Source organism: Bacteroides sp. 51 (assembly GCF_010500965.1).
Classification (GTDB): Bacteria; Bacteroidota; Bacteroidia; order Bacteroidales; family Bacteroidaceae; genus Bacteroides.
The window spans coordinates 100,291-119,064 of sequence record NZ_QVMI01000001.1 but is presented as its reverse complement, the minus strand read 5'-3'; the positions used below and the strand labels follow the sequence as shown (position 1 = coordinate 119,064).

10 protein-coding genes are annotated in these 18,774 nt (G+C 47.0%); all 10 read left to right on the top strand.

All coding sequences use genetic code 11. The features are described from left to right. Positions 1 to 92: 92 nt before the first annotated feature. Positions 93 to 599 (top strand): CvpA family protein, encoded by a 507-nt coding sequence (locus tag D0T87_RS00365; RefSeq protein ID WP_163171717.1) that lies wholly within the window; start codon positions 93 to 95, stop codon positions 597 to 599. An 8-nt stretch (positions 600 to 607) separates the two neighbouring features. Next, positions 608 to 2,059 (top strand): Fe-S cluster assembly protein SufB, encoded by a 1,452-nt coding sequence (gene sufB / locus D0T87_RS00360; RefSeq protein WP_163171715.1) that lies wholly within the window; start codon positions 608 to 610, stop codon positions 2,057 to 2,059. Positions 2,060 to 2,195: 136 nt separating this feature from the next. Next, complete coding sequence (gene sufC / locus D0T87_RS00355) at positions 2,196 to 2,948, top strand: Fe-S cluster assembly ATPase SufC (protein WP_163172258.1); 753 nt, start codon at positions 2,196 to 2,198, stop codon at positions 2,946 to 2,948. 129 nt (positions 2,949 to 3,077) lie between these two features. Further along, positions 3,078 to 4,427: a Fe-S cluster assembly protein SufD gene (gene sufD / locus D0T87_RS00350; RefSeq protein WP_163171713.1), complete on the top strand. Its 1,350-nt coding sequence runs from the start codon at positions 3,078 to 3,080 to the stop codon at positions 4,425 to 4,427. A 1-nt stretch (position 4,428) separates the two neighbouring features. Next, positions 4,429 to 5,643, top strand: a complete 1,215-nt coding sequence (locus D0T87_RS00345; protein WP_163171711.1) for an aminotransferase class V-fold PLP-dependent enzyme — start codon at positions 4,429 to 4,431, stop codon at positions 5,641 to 5,643. A 185-nt stretch (positions 5,644 to 5,828) separates the two neighbouring features. After that, a complete protein-coding gene (locus D0T87_RS00340; RefSeq protein WP_163171709.1) occupies positions 5,829 to 6,155 on the top strand; it encodes a DUF5684 domain-containing protein in 327 nt (108 codons plus the stop codon). A gap of 154 nt (positions 6,156 to 6,309) precedes the next feature. Next, positions 6,310 to 8,520, top strand: a complete 2,211-nt coding sequence (locus D0T87_RS00335) for a sodium-translocating pyrophosphatase (RefSeq protein WP_163171707.1) — start codon at positions 6,310 to 6,312, stop codon at positions 8,518 to 8,520. 54 nt (positions 8,521 to 8,574) lie between these two features. Beyond that, positions 8,575 to 12,570 carry a two-component regulator propeller domain-containing protein gene (locus D0T87_RS00330; RefSeq protein WP_163171705.1) on the top strand — a complete coding sequence of 1,332 codons (3,996 nt, stop codon included), beginning with the start codon at positions 8,575 to 8,577 and terminating at the stop codon, positions 12,568 to 12,570. 1,486 nt (positions 12,571 to 14,056) lie between these two features. Further along, positions 14,057 to 17,107 carry a TonB-dependent receptor gene (locus D0T87_RS00325; RefSeq protein ID WP_163171703.1) on the top strand — a complete coding sequence of 1,017 codons (3,051 nt, stop codon included), beginning with the start codon at positions 14,057 to 14,059 and terminating at the stop codon, positions 17,105 to 17,107. Between the two features lie 35 nt (positions 17,108 to 17,142). Further along, complete coding sequence (locus D0T87_RS00320) at positions 17,143 to 18,702, top strand: RagB/SusD family nutrient uptake outer membrane protein (protein ID WP_163171701.1); 1,560 nt, start codon at positions 17,143 to 17,145, stop codon at positions 18,700 to 18,702. The last annotated feature ends 72 nt before the right edge of the window (positions 18,703 to 18,774 follow it).

Sequence of the window (18,774 nt, the reverse complement as noted above, 5' to 3'; positions counted from 1 at the left end):
TTTGTAGGCACCCCCTACAATAAACTAATATAACCAACGCGGATGACGTGGATTAAGCTCCGTGTCATCCGTGTTCTTTTTTAGAATAAGCAATGGGATTAATAGACATAATCATACTTATAATCATCGGAGCCGGAGCCATCCGGGGATTTATGCGCGGCTTTATCCATCAGCTGGCATCCGTAGCCGGACTGATCATTGGATTTCTTGCTGCCAGGGCTCTTTATCTGGTAGTAGCAGAGAAATTATCTATGTATATCCCCAGTGCATCAATGACCATACTTCAGATTATTGCCTTTATCGCTATATGGATCATTATCCCTCTGTTGTTTACGTTAGTTGCCTCACTCCTGACCCATGCGGCGGAAATGCTCTCACTCAAAGCACTCAACCATTTCTTAGGTGTCCTTCTTGGAGTGATAAAATGGGTGCTTATTGTAGGACTATTGATCAATGTACTCGATTACCTCGATACCGACAATCGGGTGATAAGTCAAACAAAAAAGGAAGAGTCCATGTTATATTATCCTATAAAAGACATCATTAGCAGCTTTTTCCCTGTTGCTAAGGATATTACGAACGAATATATTACCATATAACCAGAATTATGCAGCAAGAAGAACCCAATAAATATGTAAAAGAATTCACACAGGAAAAGTACAAATACGGTTTCACCACCGATGTACATACCGAAATCATTGAGAAAGGACTCAATGAAGATGTGGTTCGCATCATATCCGCAAAGAAGGAAGAACCGGAATGGCTATTGGAATTTCGCCTGAAAGCCTATCAGCACTGGCTGACGATGGAAATGCCAACCTGGGCGCACCTGCGGATACCCGAAATAGATTATCAAGCCATCTCATATTACGCCGCCCCAAAGAAAAAGGAAGGTCCGAAGAGCCTGGATGAAGTAGACCCTGAACTAATCAAGACATTCAATAAGCTGGGCATCCCTTTGGAAGAACAAATGGCGCTGAGTGGTATGGCAGTAGATGCTGTGATGGACTCGGTATCAGTTAAAACCACTTTCAAGGAAACCTTATTAGAGAAAGGAATTATATTCTGCTCTTTCAGCGAGGCGGTACGCGAGCATCCCGACCTGGTAAAGAAATACATGGGGTCTGTGGTAGGCTACCGCGATAATTTCTTTGCCGCTTTGAACTCTGCCGTATTCTCTGACGGTTCATTCGTATATATACCGAAAGGGGTACGTTGCCCGATGGAACTTTCAACCTATTTCCGTATCAATGCCGCCAATACCGGACAGTTCGAGCGTACGCTCATTGTGGCCGATGACGACTCGTATGTTTCTTATCTGGAAGGGTGCACAGCTCCGATGCGTGATGAGAATCAGTTGCATGCTGCTATTGTGGAAATCATTGTGCACGACCGGGCGGAGGTTAAATACAGTACGGTACAGAACTGGTATCCGGGCGATACGCAAGGAAAAGGCGGGGTGTACAACTTCGTAACCAAACGTGGAAACTGTAAAGGTGTGGATAGTAAACTGTCCTGGACTCAGGTAGAAACGGGTAGTGCGATTACCTGGAAATATCCTTCTTGTATCCTTGCCGGTGATAATTCTACTGCCGAATTCTATAGTGTCGCAGTAACCAACAACTATCAGCAAGCCGATACGGGTACAAAGATGATACATCTGGGAAAGAATACCCGCAGTACGATTGTAAGTAAAGGTATATCAGCCGGCAAAAGCGAAAACTCTTATCGTGGATTGGTACGTGTAGCCGAGAAAGCGGAGAATGCCCGTAATTACAGCCAGTGCGACTCTTTGTTACTTGGTGACCAATGTGGTGCACATACTTTCCCGTATATGGATATTCATAACCATACGGCTATTGTGGAACATGAAGCTACCACGAGCAAGATCAGTGAAGATCAGATCTTCTATTGTAACCAGCGAGGTATATCCACCGAAGATGCTGTTGGCCTGATTGTTAATGGATATGCTAAAGAGGTATTAAATAAGCTTCCGATGGAGTTTGCCGTGGAAGCCCAGAAGTTGTTGTCTATCTCATTGGAAGGCAGTGTAGGGTGATTTACTATTTGACGATTTACTATTTACGATTGAAACTGGTAGAGTAAATGAGAGCTAAATCGTAAATGGTCAAATCAAAAATAAACAATAGTAATCCCAATCGTAAATCGTAAATAGTTAAATTGTAAATAATATGATGTTAGAGATAAAGGACTTGCATGCAAGTATCAACGGGAAAGAGATTCTGAAAGGTATTAATCTTGAAGTGAATGCGGGCGAGGTACATGCTATCATGGGGCCTAATGGTTCGGGTAAGAGCACGTTGAGTAGTGTACTTGTGGGCAATCCAGCTTTTGAGGTGACCAAAGGCAGCGTGCGTTTTCAAGGAAAAGACTTACTGGAACTTAGTCCGGAAGACCGTAGTCACGAGGGCTTATTCTTGTCTTTCCAATATCCGGTAGAGATTCCGGGAGTGAGCATGGTAAACTTTATGCGTGCTGCCGTAAACGAGCAACGTAAGTATAAGGAACTGCCTCCACTATCGGCAAGTGAATTCTTGAAACTGATGCGTGAAAAGCGTGCAGTTGTGGAACTCGATAATAAACTGGCTAACCGCAGTGTAAATGAGGGTTTCAGCGGTGGAGAGAAGAAGCGCAATGAGATCTTCCAGATGGCTATGCTGGAGCCTCGGTTGAGCATCCTTGACGAAACAGACTCCGGATTGGATATCGACGCTCTGCGTGTGGTAGCCGAAGGAGTAAACAAACTAAAATCACCGGAAAACAGTTATATCGTTATCACTCACTACCAACGTTTGCTGGATTATATCAAGCCGGATGTTGTGCATGTGCTCTATAAAGGACGTATTGTGAAGACCGCAGGACCGGAGTTAGCTCTGGAATTGGAAAAGCGTGGGTATGACTGGATTAAGGAGGAAGTAGGAGAGTAAGATTATTTACGATTAGACGATTTACTATTTACGATTGGAGTTAGTAAATTGGATAAAAGCCTATTCATGAATTGAGGTTAGTAATTTCAATCGTAGATAGTAAATCGTAAATCGTCTAATATAAATGGTATGAACATAGAACAACAATACATTGATCTCTTTTCTCAGACCGAGAGTATGATATGCCAGCATAGTGCTGATGTGCTGAATGCTCCCCGTGCAGCAGCTATGGCTGACTTTGAGAAACAGGGCTTTCCTACAAAGAAAGTAGAGAGATACAAATATACCGATATAAGCAAGTACTTTGCACCAGACTATGGCCTTAACTTGAAACGTCTGGCCATTCCGGTTAACCCTTACGAAGTATTCAAGTGCGATGTACCCAATATGAGTACCTCCCTGTACTTCGTAGTGAACGATGCATTCTATAATCAGGAGCTACCTAAGTCAAACCTTCCCGAAGGCGTTATATTCGGTAGCCTGAAAGAGGTTGCCCGGCAACACCCGGAGTTGGTAAAGAAATACTATGGCCAACTCGCCGATACATCAAAAGATCCGGTCACCGCTTTTAATACCGCCTTTGCCCAAGACGGTGTATTCTTTTATGTACCAAAGAATGTAGTCGTTGAGCGTCCGATTCAAATCGTGAATATCCTTCGTGCCGATGTCGACTTCATGGTCAACCGCCGGGTGCTGATCGTTATTGAAGACGGTGCACAAGCCCGCCTGTTGGTTTGCGACCATGCTATGGATAGCCTGAACTTTCTGGCGACACAGGTCGTTGAAGTATTTGTAGGTAAAGATGCAGTCTTCGACCTCTATGAGTTGGAAGAAACACACACCAGTTCCGTGCGTATCAGTAATCTGTATGTAAAGCAAGAAGAGTCGAGCAGTGTGTTGCACAATGCTATGACCCTGCATAATGGAACTACCCGTAATACTACCCAGGTGACACTGGCAGGCGAAAGAGCAGAAGTCAGCCTTTGTGGAATGGCTATTGAAGATAAAAACCAACATGTCGATAACCACACGTTTATAGACCATGCCGTACCTAACTGTAATAGCAATGAACTCTATAAGTACGTGTTGGATGAGGAATCGGTGGGCGCTTTTGCCGGTACGGTACTGGTTCGTCCCGGTGCGCAACACACCAACTCGCAGCAGACAAACCGTAACCTTTGCGCTACACGCCAGGCTCGCATGTATACCCAACCACAATTAGAAATCTATGCGGATGATGTGAAATGTAGTCACGGTGCTACCGTTGGTCAGTTGGACGATAATGCCTTGTTCTACATGCGTACCCGTGGTATAGCCGAAAAAGAAGCACGGTTGTTGTTGATGTTTGCTTTCGTCAACGAGGTGATAGATACCATCCGTTTGGAGCCGCTGAAAGACCGTTTGCATCAACTCGTAGAGAAACGTTTCCGTGGAGAGTTGGCCAAATGCCAGGGTTGTGCCATATGTAAAGAGAAATAAGATGATAGATATACAGAAAATAAGGCAGGATTTCCCTATTCTGCAACGCGAGGTATACGGCAAGCCGCTGATCTACTTTGATAATGCTGCTACGACTCAGAAACCGCGTCAGGTAGTTGAGTCTATTGTTGATGAATATTATTCTGTAAATGCCAATGTCCACCGTGGGGTTCACTTCTTGTCGCAACAGGCCACAGAACTTCACGAAGGTTCGCGCGAGGCGGTAAGTAAATTCATCAATGCCCGTAGCATTAGCGAAGTGGTTTTTACCCGCGGTACAACTGAATCTATCAATCTGTTGGCCTTTAGTTTCGGCGAAGAATTCATGCAGGAAGGAGATGAAGTGATTATCTCCACCATGGAACACCACAGTAATATTGTGCCCTGGCAGTTGCTTGCTGCCCGTAAAGGCATTGCTATTAAAGTGATTCCTATCAATGCCAAGGGAGAGTTGTTGATGGATGAATACGAGAAGCTTTTCTCCGAACGCACGAAGCTGGTAAGTGTAACGCATGTATCTAATGTGTTGGGCACGGTTAATCCGGTGAAAGAACTGATCCGGATTGCACACGACCATGAGGTTCCGGTCTTGATTGACGGCGCCCAATCCGTTCCCCATATGCAGGTGGATGTGCAAGAACTTGATGCAGACTTCTATGCATTCTCCAGTCATAAAATGTATGGTCCTACAGGTATTGGTGTTCTTTATGGCAAGGAGAACTGGTTGGATCGGCTTCCACCCTATCAAGGAGGGGGAGAGATGATACAGCACGTTAGCTTTGAGCGGACTACCTTCAATGAACTTCCTTTCAAGTTTGAGGCCGGAACGCCGGATTATATCGGTACAACTGCTTTGGCAAAAGCGCTGGATTACATGACGGCTATCGGTTTGGATAAGATCGCTATTTACGAACATGAGTTGACCCGGTATGCTACCGAGCGTCTGAAAGCCATCGAAGGACTGCGTATTTATGGTGAGGCGGAGCATAAAGGTAGTGTCATTTCTTTCCTGGTTGGCGATATTCACCACTTCGATATGGGGACGCTACTCGATAGGTTGGGTATTGCCGTTCGTACGGGTCATCATTGCGCTCAACCTTTAATGCAACGTTTTGGAATTGAAGGAACTGTTCGCGCTTCGTTTGCTGTTTATAATACAAAAGAAGAAGTTGATGTGTTGACGCAAGGCATTGAACGCGTAAGTAGAATGTTTTAATGAATGGAAAGTGGTTTTTCTTTCACTTTCTTTTGGTCTGAATAGGGGACTTTATATATATTTGCGTAATCTTATATGAAATTAACAGTGAAGTGTTGCCTACCTATCCTGGCAATGTTCCGCACTTACTATTTATTTAATAGCTTGTATTGGGACAACAAGCGCAAATTATAAACAACAAAATTATGATTGGTCTTATTATTAACATACTTATTATCGTAGGTATGTGGAAGATTTTTGAGAAACTAGGTGAAGCTGGTTGGAAAGCAATTATTCCAATTTACAACATGATTGTATTGGCTCAAGCATTGAAATGGACAGAGGTTTGGAAAATCGTTATGCTTTTCGTTCCGGTTGTGAATATCTATTTCGTTATCCTTCTGATGAATGATTTGTCGAAGAGATTTGGAAAAGGTGTTGGATTCACAGTTGGTTTGATCCTCTTGTCATTCATCTTCATTCCAGTACTTGGTTTTGGTGCAGAACCTGTTGCAGAAGAAATTGCTGAATAACTTATATCCTCATTAAGTGAGGTTGAAAGACATAAAAGGCGACAGTCGGAAGATTGCCGCCTTTTTTTGTTGCGATAATTGTCTTATTTAAGTTGTTAATTCCAATCGAAATCAATAATTTTGAGAGATATAACCTTTTTAAACATTTAATTCTATGGATAGTTTACTCTTCTGGCTCATTCCTGTAGCCTCTCTTCTTGCTCTTGGTTTCGCGTACTATTTCTTCCGGTGGATGATGAAACAGGACGAAGGTACCGATGTTATGAAGAAAATAGCCAAGCACGTGCGTGTAGGTGCTATGTCTTATCTTAAGCAACAGTACAAGGTGGTGATTGCCGTGTTCATTGTGATGGCAATCATCTTTGGTATTATGGCTTGGTTTGGCTTACAAAACAACTGGGTGCCGGTGGCTTTCCTTACAGGAGGTTTCTTCTCGGGTTTGGCCGGATTCCTGGGTATGAAGACGGCTACTTACGCCTCTGCGCGTACGGCCAATGCAGCCCGTCAATCGCTGAACAGCGGTTTGCAGGTAGCCTTCCGTAGCGGTGCGGTGATGGGACTGGTAGTGGTAGGACTGGGGCTGTTCGATATTGCTTTTTGGTATCTTCTTCTTAGCTACGTACTGCCCGAAACCCCCGAAAAGTTAACTATCATAACCACCACCATGCTGACGTTCGGAATGGGAGCCTCTACACAGGCACTGTTTGCACGCGTAGGTGGAGGTATCTATACCAAAGCAGCCGATGTGGGTGCCGACCTGGTAGGTAAGGTTGAAGCCGGAATTCCCGAAGACGACCCACGCAACCCGGCAACCATTGCCGATAATGTAGGCGATAACGTAGGTGATGTAGCCGGAATGGGTGCCGACCTTTACGAATCGTATTGCGGATCTATCCTCGCCACAGCAGCACTGGGAGCGGCAGCATTTGCAACTTCCGGCAACGTGGAACTACAAACCAAAGCGGTAATAGCCCCTATGCTGATTGCCGCCGTGGGCATATTCTTATCTATTATAGGCATCTTTGCGGTGAAGACAAAAGAAAACGCCACGATGAAGATGCTACTCAAATCGCTATCGTTTGGTACAAACCTAAGCTCTGCACTGATTGTAGTGGCAACCTTCGGTATTATGTATCTGCTCGATATGCCTAACTGGCAATGGATATCCTGCTCCGTAGTCGTTGGACTGTTGGTGGGTATTGTTATCGGACAGGGTACGGAGTATTATACTTCTCATTCATATAAGCCCACCCAACGGGTGGCGGATGCAGGAAAGACTGGTCCGGCAACTGTAATCATCTCCGGATTGGGGTTGGGAATGGTTTCGACTGTTATTCCTGTATTGGCTGTAGTTGTGGGGGTAATTGCTTCGTTCTATTTTGCCTCGGGCTTTGACTTTGCGAACGTGGGTATGGGACTGTATGGCATTGGTATTGCCGCTGTGGGTATGCTATCTACACTGGGCTATACGCTGGCTACGGATGCTTACGGGCCTATTGCCGATAACGCAGGTGGAAACGCCGAAATGTCGGGTTTGGGAGCCGAAGTACGTAAACGCACCGATGCGCTCGACTCGTTGGGCAACACCACTGCCGCTACAGGCAAGGGCTTCGCTATTGGTTCGGCTGCGCTGACTGGTTTGGCGCTGTTGGCATCGTACATCGAAGAGATCAAGATAGGTTTGATCCGTTTGGCAGAGAACGCACAAGACGGATTGGTGGCTATAACCAGCAACCTTTCCGTAACGGTCGAGCAACTTCATGCTGCTTCGTTTACTACGTTCATGGAGTGGTACGAGGTTACGCTGATGAATCCTAAGGTACTGGTCGGTATGTTTATTGGGTCGATGATGGCCTTCCTTTTCTGTGGATTAACGATGAATGCCGTAGGTCGTGCTGCTGCCGATATGGTTGAGGAAGTCCGCCGCCAGTTCCGCGAGATCAAAGGTATTCTTGAAGGAAAAGCCGAACCCGACTATGCCCGTTGCGTGGAGATTTCTACCAAGGGTGCACAAAGGGAAATGATTGTTCCTTCTATTCTTGCTATTGCCGCTCCTGTTGTTACGGGGCTTCTGTTTGGTGTAACCGGTGTTATGGGGCTGCTTGTTGGTGGTCTGAGCACTGGGTTTGTACTGGCTATATTTATGGCTAACTCCGGTGGTGCATGGGATAATGCCAAGAAATATATTGAAGAGGGCAATCATGGCGGCAAAGGTTCGGAGGTTCATAAAGCAACTGTAGTAGGAGATACCGTGGGTGATCCGTTTAAGGATACATCGGGTCCTAGTTTGAACATCCTGATTAAACTGATGAGCATGGTGGCTATCGTTATGGCTGGGCTTACGGTTGCCTGGAGTTTATTCTGATTATATAATTAACCATTTGTAGGGGCGGTTCGCGAACCGCCCACGACAATAACTATGAAAACATTCATCTTAGCCTTATTCAGCCTATCCCTAACTGCATTCGTTCATGCTGCCGATAAAGACCTCACCCACTATTACTTTTCCCACATTTCCGGCGAGAACGGACTATCACAGAGTAACGTAAAAGCCATTATTCAAGATAGCTACGGCTTCATGTGGTTTGGAACGAAGAACGGATTGAACCGTTTCGATGGTACGTCTATCGTGCAGATGGATTGCGATGACTATGTGGCCGGAAAAGGCAACCACAACATTACCGCTCTTTTTGAAGACAAAGACCGCAACCTATGGGTCGGAACCGATAAGGGCGTTTTCCTGTACAACCCGCGGACGGATATATTTACGGTGATAGACGATGTAACCGAAGACGGCATGGTGATGGATAACTGGGTGGCCGATATCGTAGGCGATTCAGTAGGTAATATCTGGATCGTCGTTCCCAGCCGGGGGGTGTTCTGCTACCGCGATTCAACGCTTCGCTATTATGCCACTACCGATAAAATGGATACCAACCGGGGACCCAACTGCATCTGTGTACGCCGCAATGGCGAGGTGTGGGTAGGCTCGTGGGGCGTTGAGTTGTTCTGTTATAATCCGGCGACCGACTCCTTCAAGCAATATACAGAAGATAAATACGGCAACTCATTGCAGGGCAAAAACATCAGCTCGATATGCGATTATGGCGACTGCATAGCCATTACTGTGCACGAAGGTGAAGTAAAGAAGTACAATCCGCAGACGAATGTGTTCCAGGACATCTACCTGCCGGGCATGAGCGATACGTTTATACAGAAAGTAGTGAGTTTCGACAACGAGCTTTGGATCGGTACGCACAAAGGTCTGTTTGTGGTCGATGAGGCAAAGAACAAAGTCGTTCACTTGAAAGAAGACCTGATGCGCTCTTTCAGCCTGTCGGACAAGATGATTTATACCATGTACCGCGACCGCGAAGGGGGTATCTGGATCGGAACCATGTTTGGTGGAATCAACTACCTGCCCCACCGCGATTTACAGTTCGACAAATATGTGCCCGGAAGTGACGGACACTCCTTAAGCACCAAGCGGATACGCGAGTTGACCGAAGATTCGCGCGGGAATATCTGGATCGGTACGGAAGACGACGGCATCAACGTACTCAACCCGGCTAACGGCGAAGTGCGGCAGGTGCGATACAATAAGCCGGGCAGCAAAGCGCACCTCATTACGCTATCTATGGCCACCTATGGCGAAGATATCTACTGCGGGCTGTTCAAACAGGGGCTGGACATCATTCACTTGCCCGGCGAAAAGGTGACGACGTATAGCAATGAAGACCTGAATATCGAGGAGGGCAGCGTTTACTTCTGCTACATAGATAGCCGGGGCTACAAATGGGTGGGTGCCGGATGGGGATTGTACCGTGCCGAGCCTAACACCTTTCGCTTTAACAGGCTCGAAGATGTGGGGTATAGTTGGATATTCGATATACTCGAAGAGGACGACGGTACGCTGTGGTTTACCTCGCTGAGTAGCGGTGTGTTTAAGTATAACAGGCAGGAAGATAGCTTTAAGCATTATTCCAGTATCGAGGGCGACGGACGGACGTTGCGTTCCAACTCTGTCAGTTCGGTGATGAAAGATAGTAAGGGGCGCATCTGGTTCTCGACGGACCGGGGCGGGATTTGCCGTTACAATCGCGACACGGACGACTTTACCACCTTCTCCGTGAAGGAAGGTATGCCCGATGATGTGGCTTACAAAATCCTCGAAGACGACCGCGGGAACCTGTGGTTCGGAACGAACAAGGGGTTGGTGAGGTTCAACCCGGAGACAAACGACATACGTGTGTTTACCACGAAAGACGGTTTGCTGGGCAATCAGTTCAACTATAAATCGGCCTTGAAGGCCCGCAACGGTCGGTTTTACTTCGGGGGAATAGACGGCTTGATTGCCTTCGACCCGAACACGCCCGAGCGGTCGGACTATCGCCCGCCTATTTACATTTCGAAGTTCAGCATTTATAACGAAGAGGTAACGGTGCACACGCCCGGCTCGCCGCTGAAGGAGTGCATTGTTCATACCGACAAGATTGTGCTTCCGTACGATCAGTCGAATATCAGTTTCGATGTGGCCCTGTTGAGTTACTCCACCGCCGAGGCCAATCAGTACTACTACATGATGGAGCCGTTGGACCGCGACTGGATCAGGGCGGCCAGTAACCAGAACATTTCGTATGCCAAGCTGCCTCCGGGCGATTATGTGTTTAAAGTGAAGGCCACGCATGGCGGTTCGGGCGATCCGTCGACCCGCTCTATGGTTATTTCCATTTTGCCACCGTGGTGGTTGTCGTTCTGGGCCTATCTTTTGTATACGCTCCTGTGCATTTGCATCGTCGTGGGTTGGTTCCTGTGGTACAGGCGGCGTAAGGAGCGGCAAATGGAAGAACGGCAGAAACTCTTTGAGGTGGAGAAGGAAAAGGAACTGTATGAGTCGAAGGTTAGTTTCTTCACCGAGATTGCCCACGAGGTGCGCACGCCGCTGACGCTGATTAACGGTCCGCTGGAAACGTTGCAGGAAATGGAGATTGAGGACACGAAGATCAACCGAAACCTGCAAGTGATCGGGCAGAACACCAAGCGCTTGCTCAACCTGGTGGGGCAGTTGCTCGATTTCCAGAAAATCGGGGTCAACAAGTTCCAGCTCAAGCCCGAAACGGTAGATATAACGGCGTTGCTGAACGAAACCATCGCACGTTTCGAACCCACCATTCTGCAAAACAAGAAAGAGCTACTGATCCACGTGCCGGAGGAAGAGATCTGGGTGTCGATAGATAAAGAGGCGGTGACGAAAATACTCAGCAACCTACTGAACAACGCCTTGAAGTACGCCGAACGCACCATTTTGGTGGAGCTGACAAGGGATGACCTGAAATTCACCGTGCGCGTGGTTAGCGATGGCGATAAGATACTGCCGGGCGATAGTCAGCAAATCTTCGAACCCTTCTATCAGGGGGCTAAGAAAGATGCTTCGGTTGCCGGAGTGGGCATCGGACTGCCCTTGGCGAGATCGTTGGCCACGCTTCATAAGGGGTTGCTTTACCTCGACACGGGGCATCCGCAAAATGCCTTTGTACTCGAAATTCCTCTGGACAGGGAGGCGGTGCAATTGCAGGCCAACCCAACGGTGGAAGAGTACACCGTGACGCTGGACGAAGACGTGACGACCGAACAGGAGAACATGCAGGGGTATACGCTGCTGTTGGTGGAAGATAACGAAATGATGCTTTCTTTTATCCGCGAGCGGTTGGAGGCTTCGTTCACGGTAGAGACGGCGCGGAACGGACGGGAGGCGCTTGACATTCTGCACAACAGTCAGATAGACCTGGTGATTAGCGATATTATGATGCCCGTTATGAACGGCTGGGAGTTGTGCCGGGAGATTAAATCTGATATGGATATCTGCCACATACCGGTCATCTTCCTCACGGCCAAGAACGACCTGGAAAGCAAGATCAATGGTTTAAAGATCGGGGCGGAGGCGTATGTAGAGAAGCCGTTCGCGTTCAATTACCTGAAAACGCAGGTCTTGTCTTTGCTCAACAACCGGCGTAAGGAGCGTGAGGCATTCTCCAAGCGCCCGTTCTTCCCGGTGCGCAATATGCAGATGAACAAGGCGGATGAGGAATTTATGGAAAAAGTAATCCGGACCATTCAGGAGAATATTGTGGACGAGAATTTCAATGTCGAACGTTTGGCCGATATCCTTTGCATGAGTCGTTCCAATCTGTTGCGGAAAATCAAGATCCTGTTTAATCTTTCGCCGGTAGATTTTATCCGTTTGATCCGGTTAAAGAAGGCTGCCGAGCTGATTCAAGAGGGAAAGTACCGCATGGGCGAAATCTGTGAGATGGTGGGGATTAATTCTAATTCTTATTTCAGTAAGCTGTTCCTGAAACAGTTTGGTATGACGCCGAAGGAGTTCGAACGGCAGAGCCAGGGGAATAAACCGTAGCGCCGGCATGAATATCAATGTGTCAGGAATTGACATATTGGTATTTGAAGGTCATCAGAATGGCGTGTTTGGCGTCTGGGCAAGGGTGAGGGGGAAGGGAATTGTTGTAGTAGGGTTTTGGGTGGGTCAAAAGGTTGTGTAAAATGCTATTTATATAGTATGATGTTGTTGTATTGCTGTTTTCTGTTTCAATAATCTTATGATCTCTCTTATTGTGATTAAAATGTCAATCGCGAATTGTTTGTTTAAAGTCCTCTTCCAGCAAAACACACCCGTTTAATTCCCGCTTTTTCTTCCCGAAAGTATCTTCTTTATCAAATGCTAGTACCATTTCAATCTTGAGAAACTTTCTCATCGATCAAATGCTAGTAGCATTTCACTCCCGAGGTACTTTCTTAAAACCGAAATGCAAGTTTCATTTGATCGTTATGCCTGTTTCAAACACCGGTTTATGTGGTAGTATAATGTTTTTTGCCTTTATTCCTCTTCTGGGAGAGGTGTTTTTAAAGATTGATTGGTAAGCAAAAGCGATTAAATGCAATCATTTTGTACTCATTTTACCCTATATACATATTAAAGAGATAAACCTTTGGAGTGCTGATCGAACAAAAAAGGTTCTTTATTCTTTAAGGTAATGCAATTTATTTAATGTGAGTTCAACATAAGTTCAATACAAGCTCAGTATAAGTTCAATACAAACCCAATACAAGTTCAACATAAGTTCAATATAAAAGATGAAGTACACCAATCTATCTGTAAGGCTGAAAGCCTGTTAGATTTAGCCTGGGGTCAGCGAGGAACGAGCGCAGCCCCAGGTATAAGAATAATTCATGCAGAGAGTTCTGTAAGAACGATATACAAAGAGATTGAGTGTATATACCGTTCTTACAGAACTCACCTGGCTGGGACGCCTCGTCCCCCTGGGGCTGCGTTCGCTACGCTCACTAACCCCAGGCTAAATGTTACAGGCTTTCAGCCCTACAGATAGATTTCCTTTTTTATTCGTAATATGCAAAAACGCTTACCCTAACGCGCCGCATGGAACCAACGATCAGCGTTAGCTAAACCTGAGTACAGCGCCTCGCTGCTTAAAATATTTGATATCCCATATTATAACATCCGCTCAACCCAATAAAACATCCGCTCAATCCATATTATAACATCCGCTCAATCCAATATAAAATTTGCGCAAATTAATCCCCTTTACGCCCCTTTGCTGCAAAAATTACAAAGAATTCAGCGCATCTTTCCCGTCCCCTTCATTCTAACTACCTATTTTCGTCCCAGCAAATTGATTAATCCTAATCGTGAAAAACCGCCATGTCAATAGGTAAAGATAACAAATATAACATCAGTTCGTTGGTCTGCTTCGGCGGTGCAGCCAATGAACCGCCCCGGGACGGGTGCTCCGTTCCCCCACAGATAACAAGATACAATCATACTCCAAACAGAATAAACAACAAAAATCCTTTAATACAATGATATTATGAAAAAAGTAAAAATCCTGAGTTTAATCCTGTTTATGTTTTGGGCATACAACCTTTCCGCCCAGAATATAACCGTAACCGGCAAAGTAACCGATGCAGATTCGTCCGAGACCCTACTTGGAGGAAGCGTCATGGTGAAAGGCACCACCAACGGAACCATCACCGATTTCGATGGTAACTATACCATCTCCGCCCCTTCCGATGCAACCCTGGTATTCAGCTATATGGGCTACGACAGCAAAGAAGTGAAAGTAAACGGACAACGTGTAATCAACGTATCCCTCCGGGCCGACTCCAAACTCCTCGATGAAGTAGTCGTAGTAGGAGCTTCTTTCAAGAAGAGCGACCTCACCGGAGCCGTCGGTAGCGTAACTGCCAAAACACTGACCGAGCGCCCCGTTACCAACGTAACCCAAGCCCTGCAAGGACGTGTAGCCGGTGTACTCGTTTCAACCGGAACCCGCCCCGGCGACGATACATCGATCCGTGTACGCGGTATCAATACCATCAATACCGGAACCGACCCCATCTACGTAGTCGACGGTTTGGTGATGGACAACCAATATGCCGGATTCAACAGCGTCAACGTCAACGATGTAGCCTCTATTGAAGTCCTCAAAGACGCCTCGGCAACCGCACTCTACGGTTCGCGCGGAGCAAACGGTGTGGTACTTATCACCACCAAAAAAGGGAAAAGAGGCGAAGGAAAGATCACGTACGACGGTTGGATAGGCTTCCAGAAGTATGCCAATACCCCCGAAACGATGAATGCCAAACAACTCTACGAACTTCGCGGACAAGCCTACTTCAACGGCCACATGATCCACAACCCCAATAGCAACTGGAACGAGTTCGAAACAAACATCCTGAACGGAACAAACGAAGTATACGTTGACTTCGAACGCGACTCCTATAAAAACGGAAAAGAATACGACTGGTTGGACGAGATCACCCGCACAGGAATCCAACAAAGCCATTCACTAGGCTTCTCGGGCGGTTCGGACAAGAGCACCTACTACGTTAGCTTCGGCTATTCCGACCTTAAAGGCGTTATCAAGAATGTAGGCCAAACCCGCTATACCGGCCGCTTCAATGCAGAACATGAAGTAAAACCCTGGATTAAAATAGGTACCAATACCTCCTTCACCCGTACCGAAGACGAACGTGTAGATGACTATATCTTCGACAATGCCCGCAACGGTAACCCTCTGCAACCCATTGATCCCGATATGGACCTGTTGGTTTACGGAAATAAATTCAATAACACCTTCTTTAATCCCCTGCGTTCTTTACTGATAGATAACGACCGCATCAGAAACCGTGTCCTATCCTCGAACTTCATCAACATCAACCCCATCAAAGGATTGAACATCCGTTCCACCTTCTCCCTCGACTACGTAGAACAATCCGAGTACAAATACACACCGAAAGCCATATACGAGTCCACCCGCTACGGAACAAAAGGCGAGGCCAAACACAACAAAGATGGCCGTACCAACTGGCAATGGGACAACACCGTGAGCTACGACACCAAGTTCGATAAACACAGCATCACCGGACTCTTTGGTACAAGTATGAGCAAAACAAGCCGTCAGTACACCTACCTCAACACCTACGGTTTTGCCACCGACGACTTCTCGTACTACAACATTGGTAGCGGCTCCGACAAAGAACAACTCCAGATGGGTTCCGACTTCATTACCGAAACACTCGTATCCTATTTACTACGCTTCAACTACAACTATGCGCAGAAATACTACCTGACAGTTACGGCACGTTACGACGGTTCTTCTAAATTCGCCAAAGGACATCAGTGGGGTCTATTCCCATCCTTCTCTGCCGCCTGGAACATAGCAGGAGAGGCTTTCATGGAAGACCAAAAGGTATTCGATATCCTTAAACTACGCGTAGGCTATGGTATCGTAGGTAACCAGAACATAGACAACTATGCCTACCGCAGCCTGTACTACCCATCCATCAAAGACAATCAGGTGGCCTATACCTCGAACGGAAGAAGAGGAACCGAAGACGTAAGCTGGGAAGAACAAAAGCAGCTGAACATAGGTGTCGACATGGCCTTCCTGAACAACCGTCTTCGCGCATCTATTGATGCCTTCTACATCAAAAACGACGACCTGTTGATGAAACGCTCCCTTCCTACGACTTCCGGATTTAAAGAAGCCATCGAGAATATCGGAGCCATCGAGAACAAAGGGATCGAGCTTTCGTTGAGCGCTACCCTTATCCAAACCAAAGACTTCCAGTGGACACTATCGGGAAACATCTCGGCCGATAAGAACAAAGTAACCCGGCTATTCGAAGATATGGACGCACTGTATAACATAAGCAGCGACCAGGTAGTGCAAAAAGAAGGTAATCTTTTCCTCGGCAAGTCCAGAAACACCATCTACACCTACAAATCGGGTGGCGTAGCACAGGCCGGCGATATGGCATGGCTGAACACCATCGACTTTAACGGCCGTAACGTAAACCCGGGCGACTTGTATATCTTCGATGCCGACGGAAGCAAAACCATCACCGAAGCCGATAAATACATCGTGGGTTCTACCGACCCCAAATTCTACGGAGGTTTCTCAACCGACCTCTCATACAAAGGCTTCGAACTCAACGCCGTGTTCAACTACTCGTATGGAGGAAAGAAACTCAGTCCATACTACGAGTCATTACTGGGCAGCATAGGCAATAGCATTGCAAGCACCGACCTCCTGAATGCCTGGACACCCGAAAATACCAACACCAATATACCCCGCGTAATCGGTGTACTCGGCGATAATAAATATCCCCGCTTTGGCGTGGGCGATTCGGACTATGCCGTACAAAGCTCTTCGTTCCTGCGCTTGTCTTCCCTGACGTTGGCATACAACCTGCCGCTCAAAACAGCCAGGAAACTGTTCCTCGACAACGTACGCCTTTATGCCACAGGCACCAACCTGTTCTGCATCACCAACTACAAAGGCTACGACCCCGAAACAGGCGACTGGTATCCGCCTACAAGAATGTACACATTCGGAATCAACCTGAGCTTCTAACCATTGGACTTAACTTTAAAAAAGCAATTCAACGTATGAAAAGAAATACTATAAAAACGATAGCTTATGCATTGGCTTTCTCCTTTGCAAGCACTTCCTGCTCGGACTTTCTGGATCAGGAATCAAAGACGGCAATGACCGAAGAAGGGGTCTTCTCGAAGATCGAAAACATAGAACCACTCGTTATTGGGCTATACAACTCGGTTGTTGAAGTGAAGAAAGGACGCGGCAGCCTCATGTTCAACTTCGGGATAGACGAAACCAAAGGTGGCGAGCGTCAGCTCTGGGAGAACCCACAGTTCCTCTATATGGATGGCTACAAAGGTCTGATGGCAAGCAACGAACGCCTGGCCGAACAATGGGCAAGCCGCTGGCCGGTAGTAACGGCCTCTGCCAAAGCGGTTTATGCACTGAGCCTGACGGAAGAAGAACCGGAGAAAGCCCAAAATCTACTGGGCGAAGCCAGCTTTATCCGCGGCATATTTACCTATGAACTGGCCATGCTTTGGGGCGAAGTGCCCATCATCGACAGAGCCAGAGAGAAGGAACTGGGATATGGCCGGCAACCCCTGAAGGATGTGTGGACATTCATCATCAACGACCTCGAGAACGCCGCCAAGTACATGCCCGAAACACAAAGCGACAAAAAACGCGCTACCTGTTGGGCCGGATGGATGATGCTGGGAAAAGCCTATATGTCGGCTCCGGAAGAAACCGGCCTGCGCGACTTCGATAAAGCACGCGAGTGCTTCGAAAAGGTAATGCCACGCTATTCGCTCATGAACTCTTATGCCGACCTTTGGGATACGGAACAACCCAACTGTGCCGAATCTATCTTCGAATTCCAGTTCCGCAAAGGCTGGCCAAACTGTAACCACTGGATGAACGACCTCGGTTCGGGTGCGGCATACAGAACCTTCGATGCCATCTGCTGGTTTGCCGGTTGGGACATGATCGTACCTACGCCGTGGGCTTACTCCGATGTAGCCGATGGTGGCGTATGGGAGGAAGGCGACACACGGAAGGAAGAAAGCATCCGCTATGACTTTTCGTATAACGGAGAACCATGCCGCCCTATGGAAGGTGGAGCAGGAGATGAGTTGCTACCTCATATCAAGAAGTTCGAAGACATTCGTACCAATGTAGAAGGAAGCCAGCCTTGGGAATCGGGTAAGCACTTTGCGTATCTCCGCCTGGCCGATGTGATTCTTTGCCACGCCGAATGTTTGAACGAGCTGGGTAGAACAGCCGAGGCTGTGAACGAAGTAAACGATAAGATCAGGGCACGTGCATGGAACTGGAACCTGCCGGCAGATAAGAAGTGGAACACAGGCATGTCGCAGGCAGAATTCCGCACCAATATCTTGAACGAGCGTACCCGCGAACTTAGCTTCGAAGGGTGGAGAAGAATGGACCTCATCCGTACCGGCAATCTTGTTAAGTATGCCAAAGAGCGCAACCCATCTGTTCAGAAAGCAAATGCTATTCAGGATTTCCATGTATTATACCCAATTCCTGATACTGAAATTAAAGGGAATGCCGATATTTCCGAGGAAGATCAGAACCCGGGATATGGTGCGAATACGAATAAATAAAAAGATAATGTTTCAAAGGTAAGTGATTAACTGTAGGGGCGGTTCGCGAACCGCCCAATACACAGGATGCAC

Bases quoted from the DNA above. Each gene is read 5' to 3' on its own strand.
- D0T87_RS00365 (WP_163171717.1), top strand. From the start codon at position 93: ATGGGATTAATAGACATAATCATACTTATAATCATCGGAGCCGGAGCC.
- sufB (WP_163171715.1), top strand. From the start codon at position 608: ATGCAGCAAGAAGAACCCAATAAATATGTAAAAGAATTCACACAGGAA.
- sufC (WP_163172258.1), top strand. From the start codon at position 2,196: ATGTTAGAGATAAAGGACTTGCATGCAAGTATCAACGGGAAAGAGATT.
- sufD (WP_163171713.1), top strand. From the start codon at position 3,078: ATGAACATAGAACAACAATACATTGATCTCTTTTCTCAGACCGAGAGT.
- D0T87_RS00345 (WP_163171711.1), top strand. From the start codon at position 4,429: ATGATAGATATACAGAAAATAAGGCAGGATTTCCCTATTCTGCAACGC.
- D0T87_RS00340 (WP_163171709.1), top strand. From the start codon at position 5,829: ATGATTGGTCTTATTATTAACATACTTATTATCGTAGGTATGTGGAAG.
- D0T87_RS00335 (WP_163171707.1), top strand. From the start codon at position 6,310: ATGGATAGTTTACTCTTCTGGCTCATTCCTGTAGCCTCTCTTCTTGCT.
- D0T87_RS00330 (WP_163171705.1), top strand. From the start codon at position 8,575: ATGAAAACATTCATCTTAGCCTTATTCAGCCTATCCCTAACTGCATTC.
- D0T87_RS00325 (WP_163171703.1), top strand. From the start codon at position 14,057: ATGAAAAAAGTAAAAATCCTGAGTTTAATCCTGTTTATGTTTTGGGCA.
- D0T87_RS00320 (WP_163171701.1), top strand. From the start codon at position 17,143: ATGAAAAGAAATACTATAAAAACGATAGCTTATGCATTGGCTTTCTCC.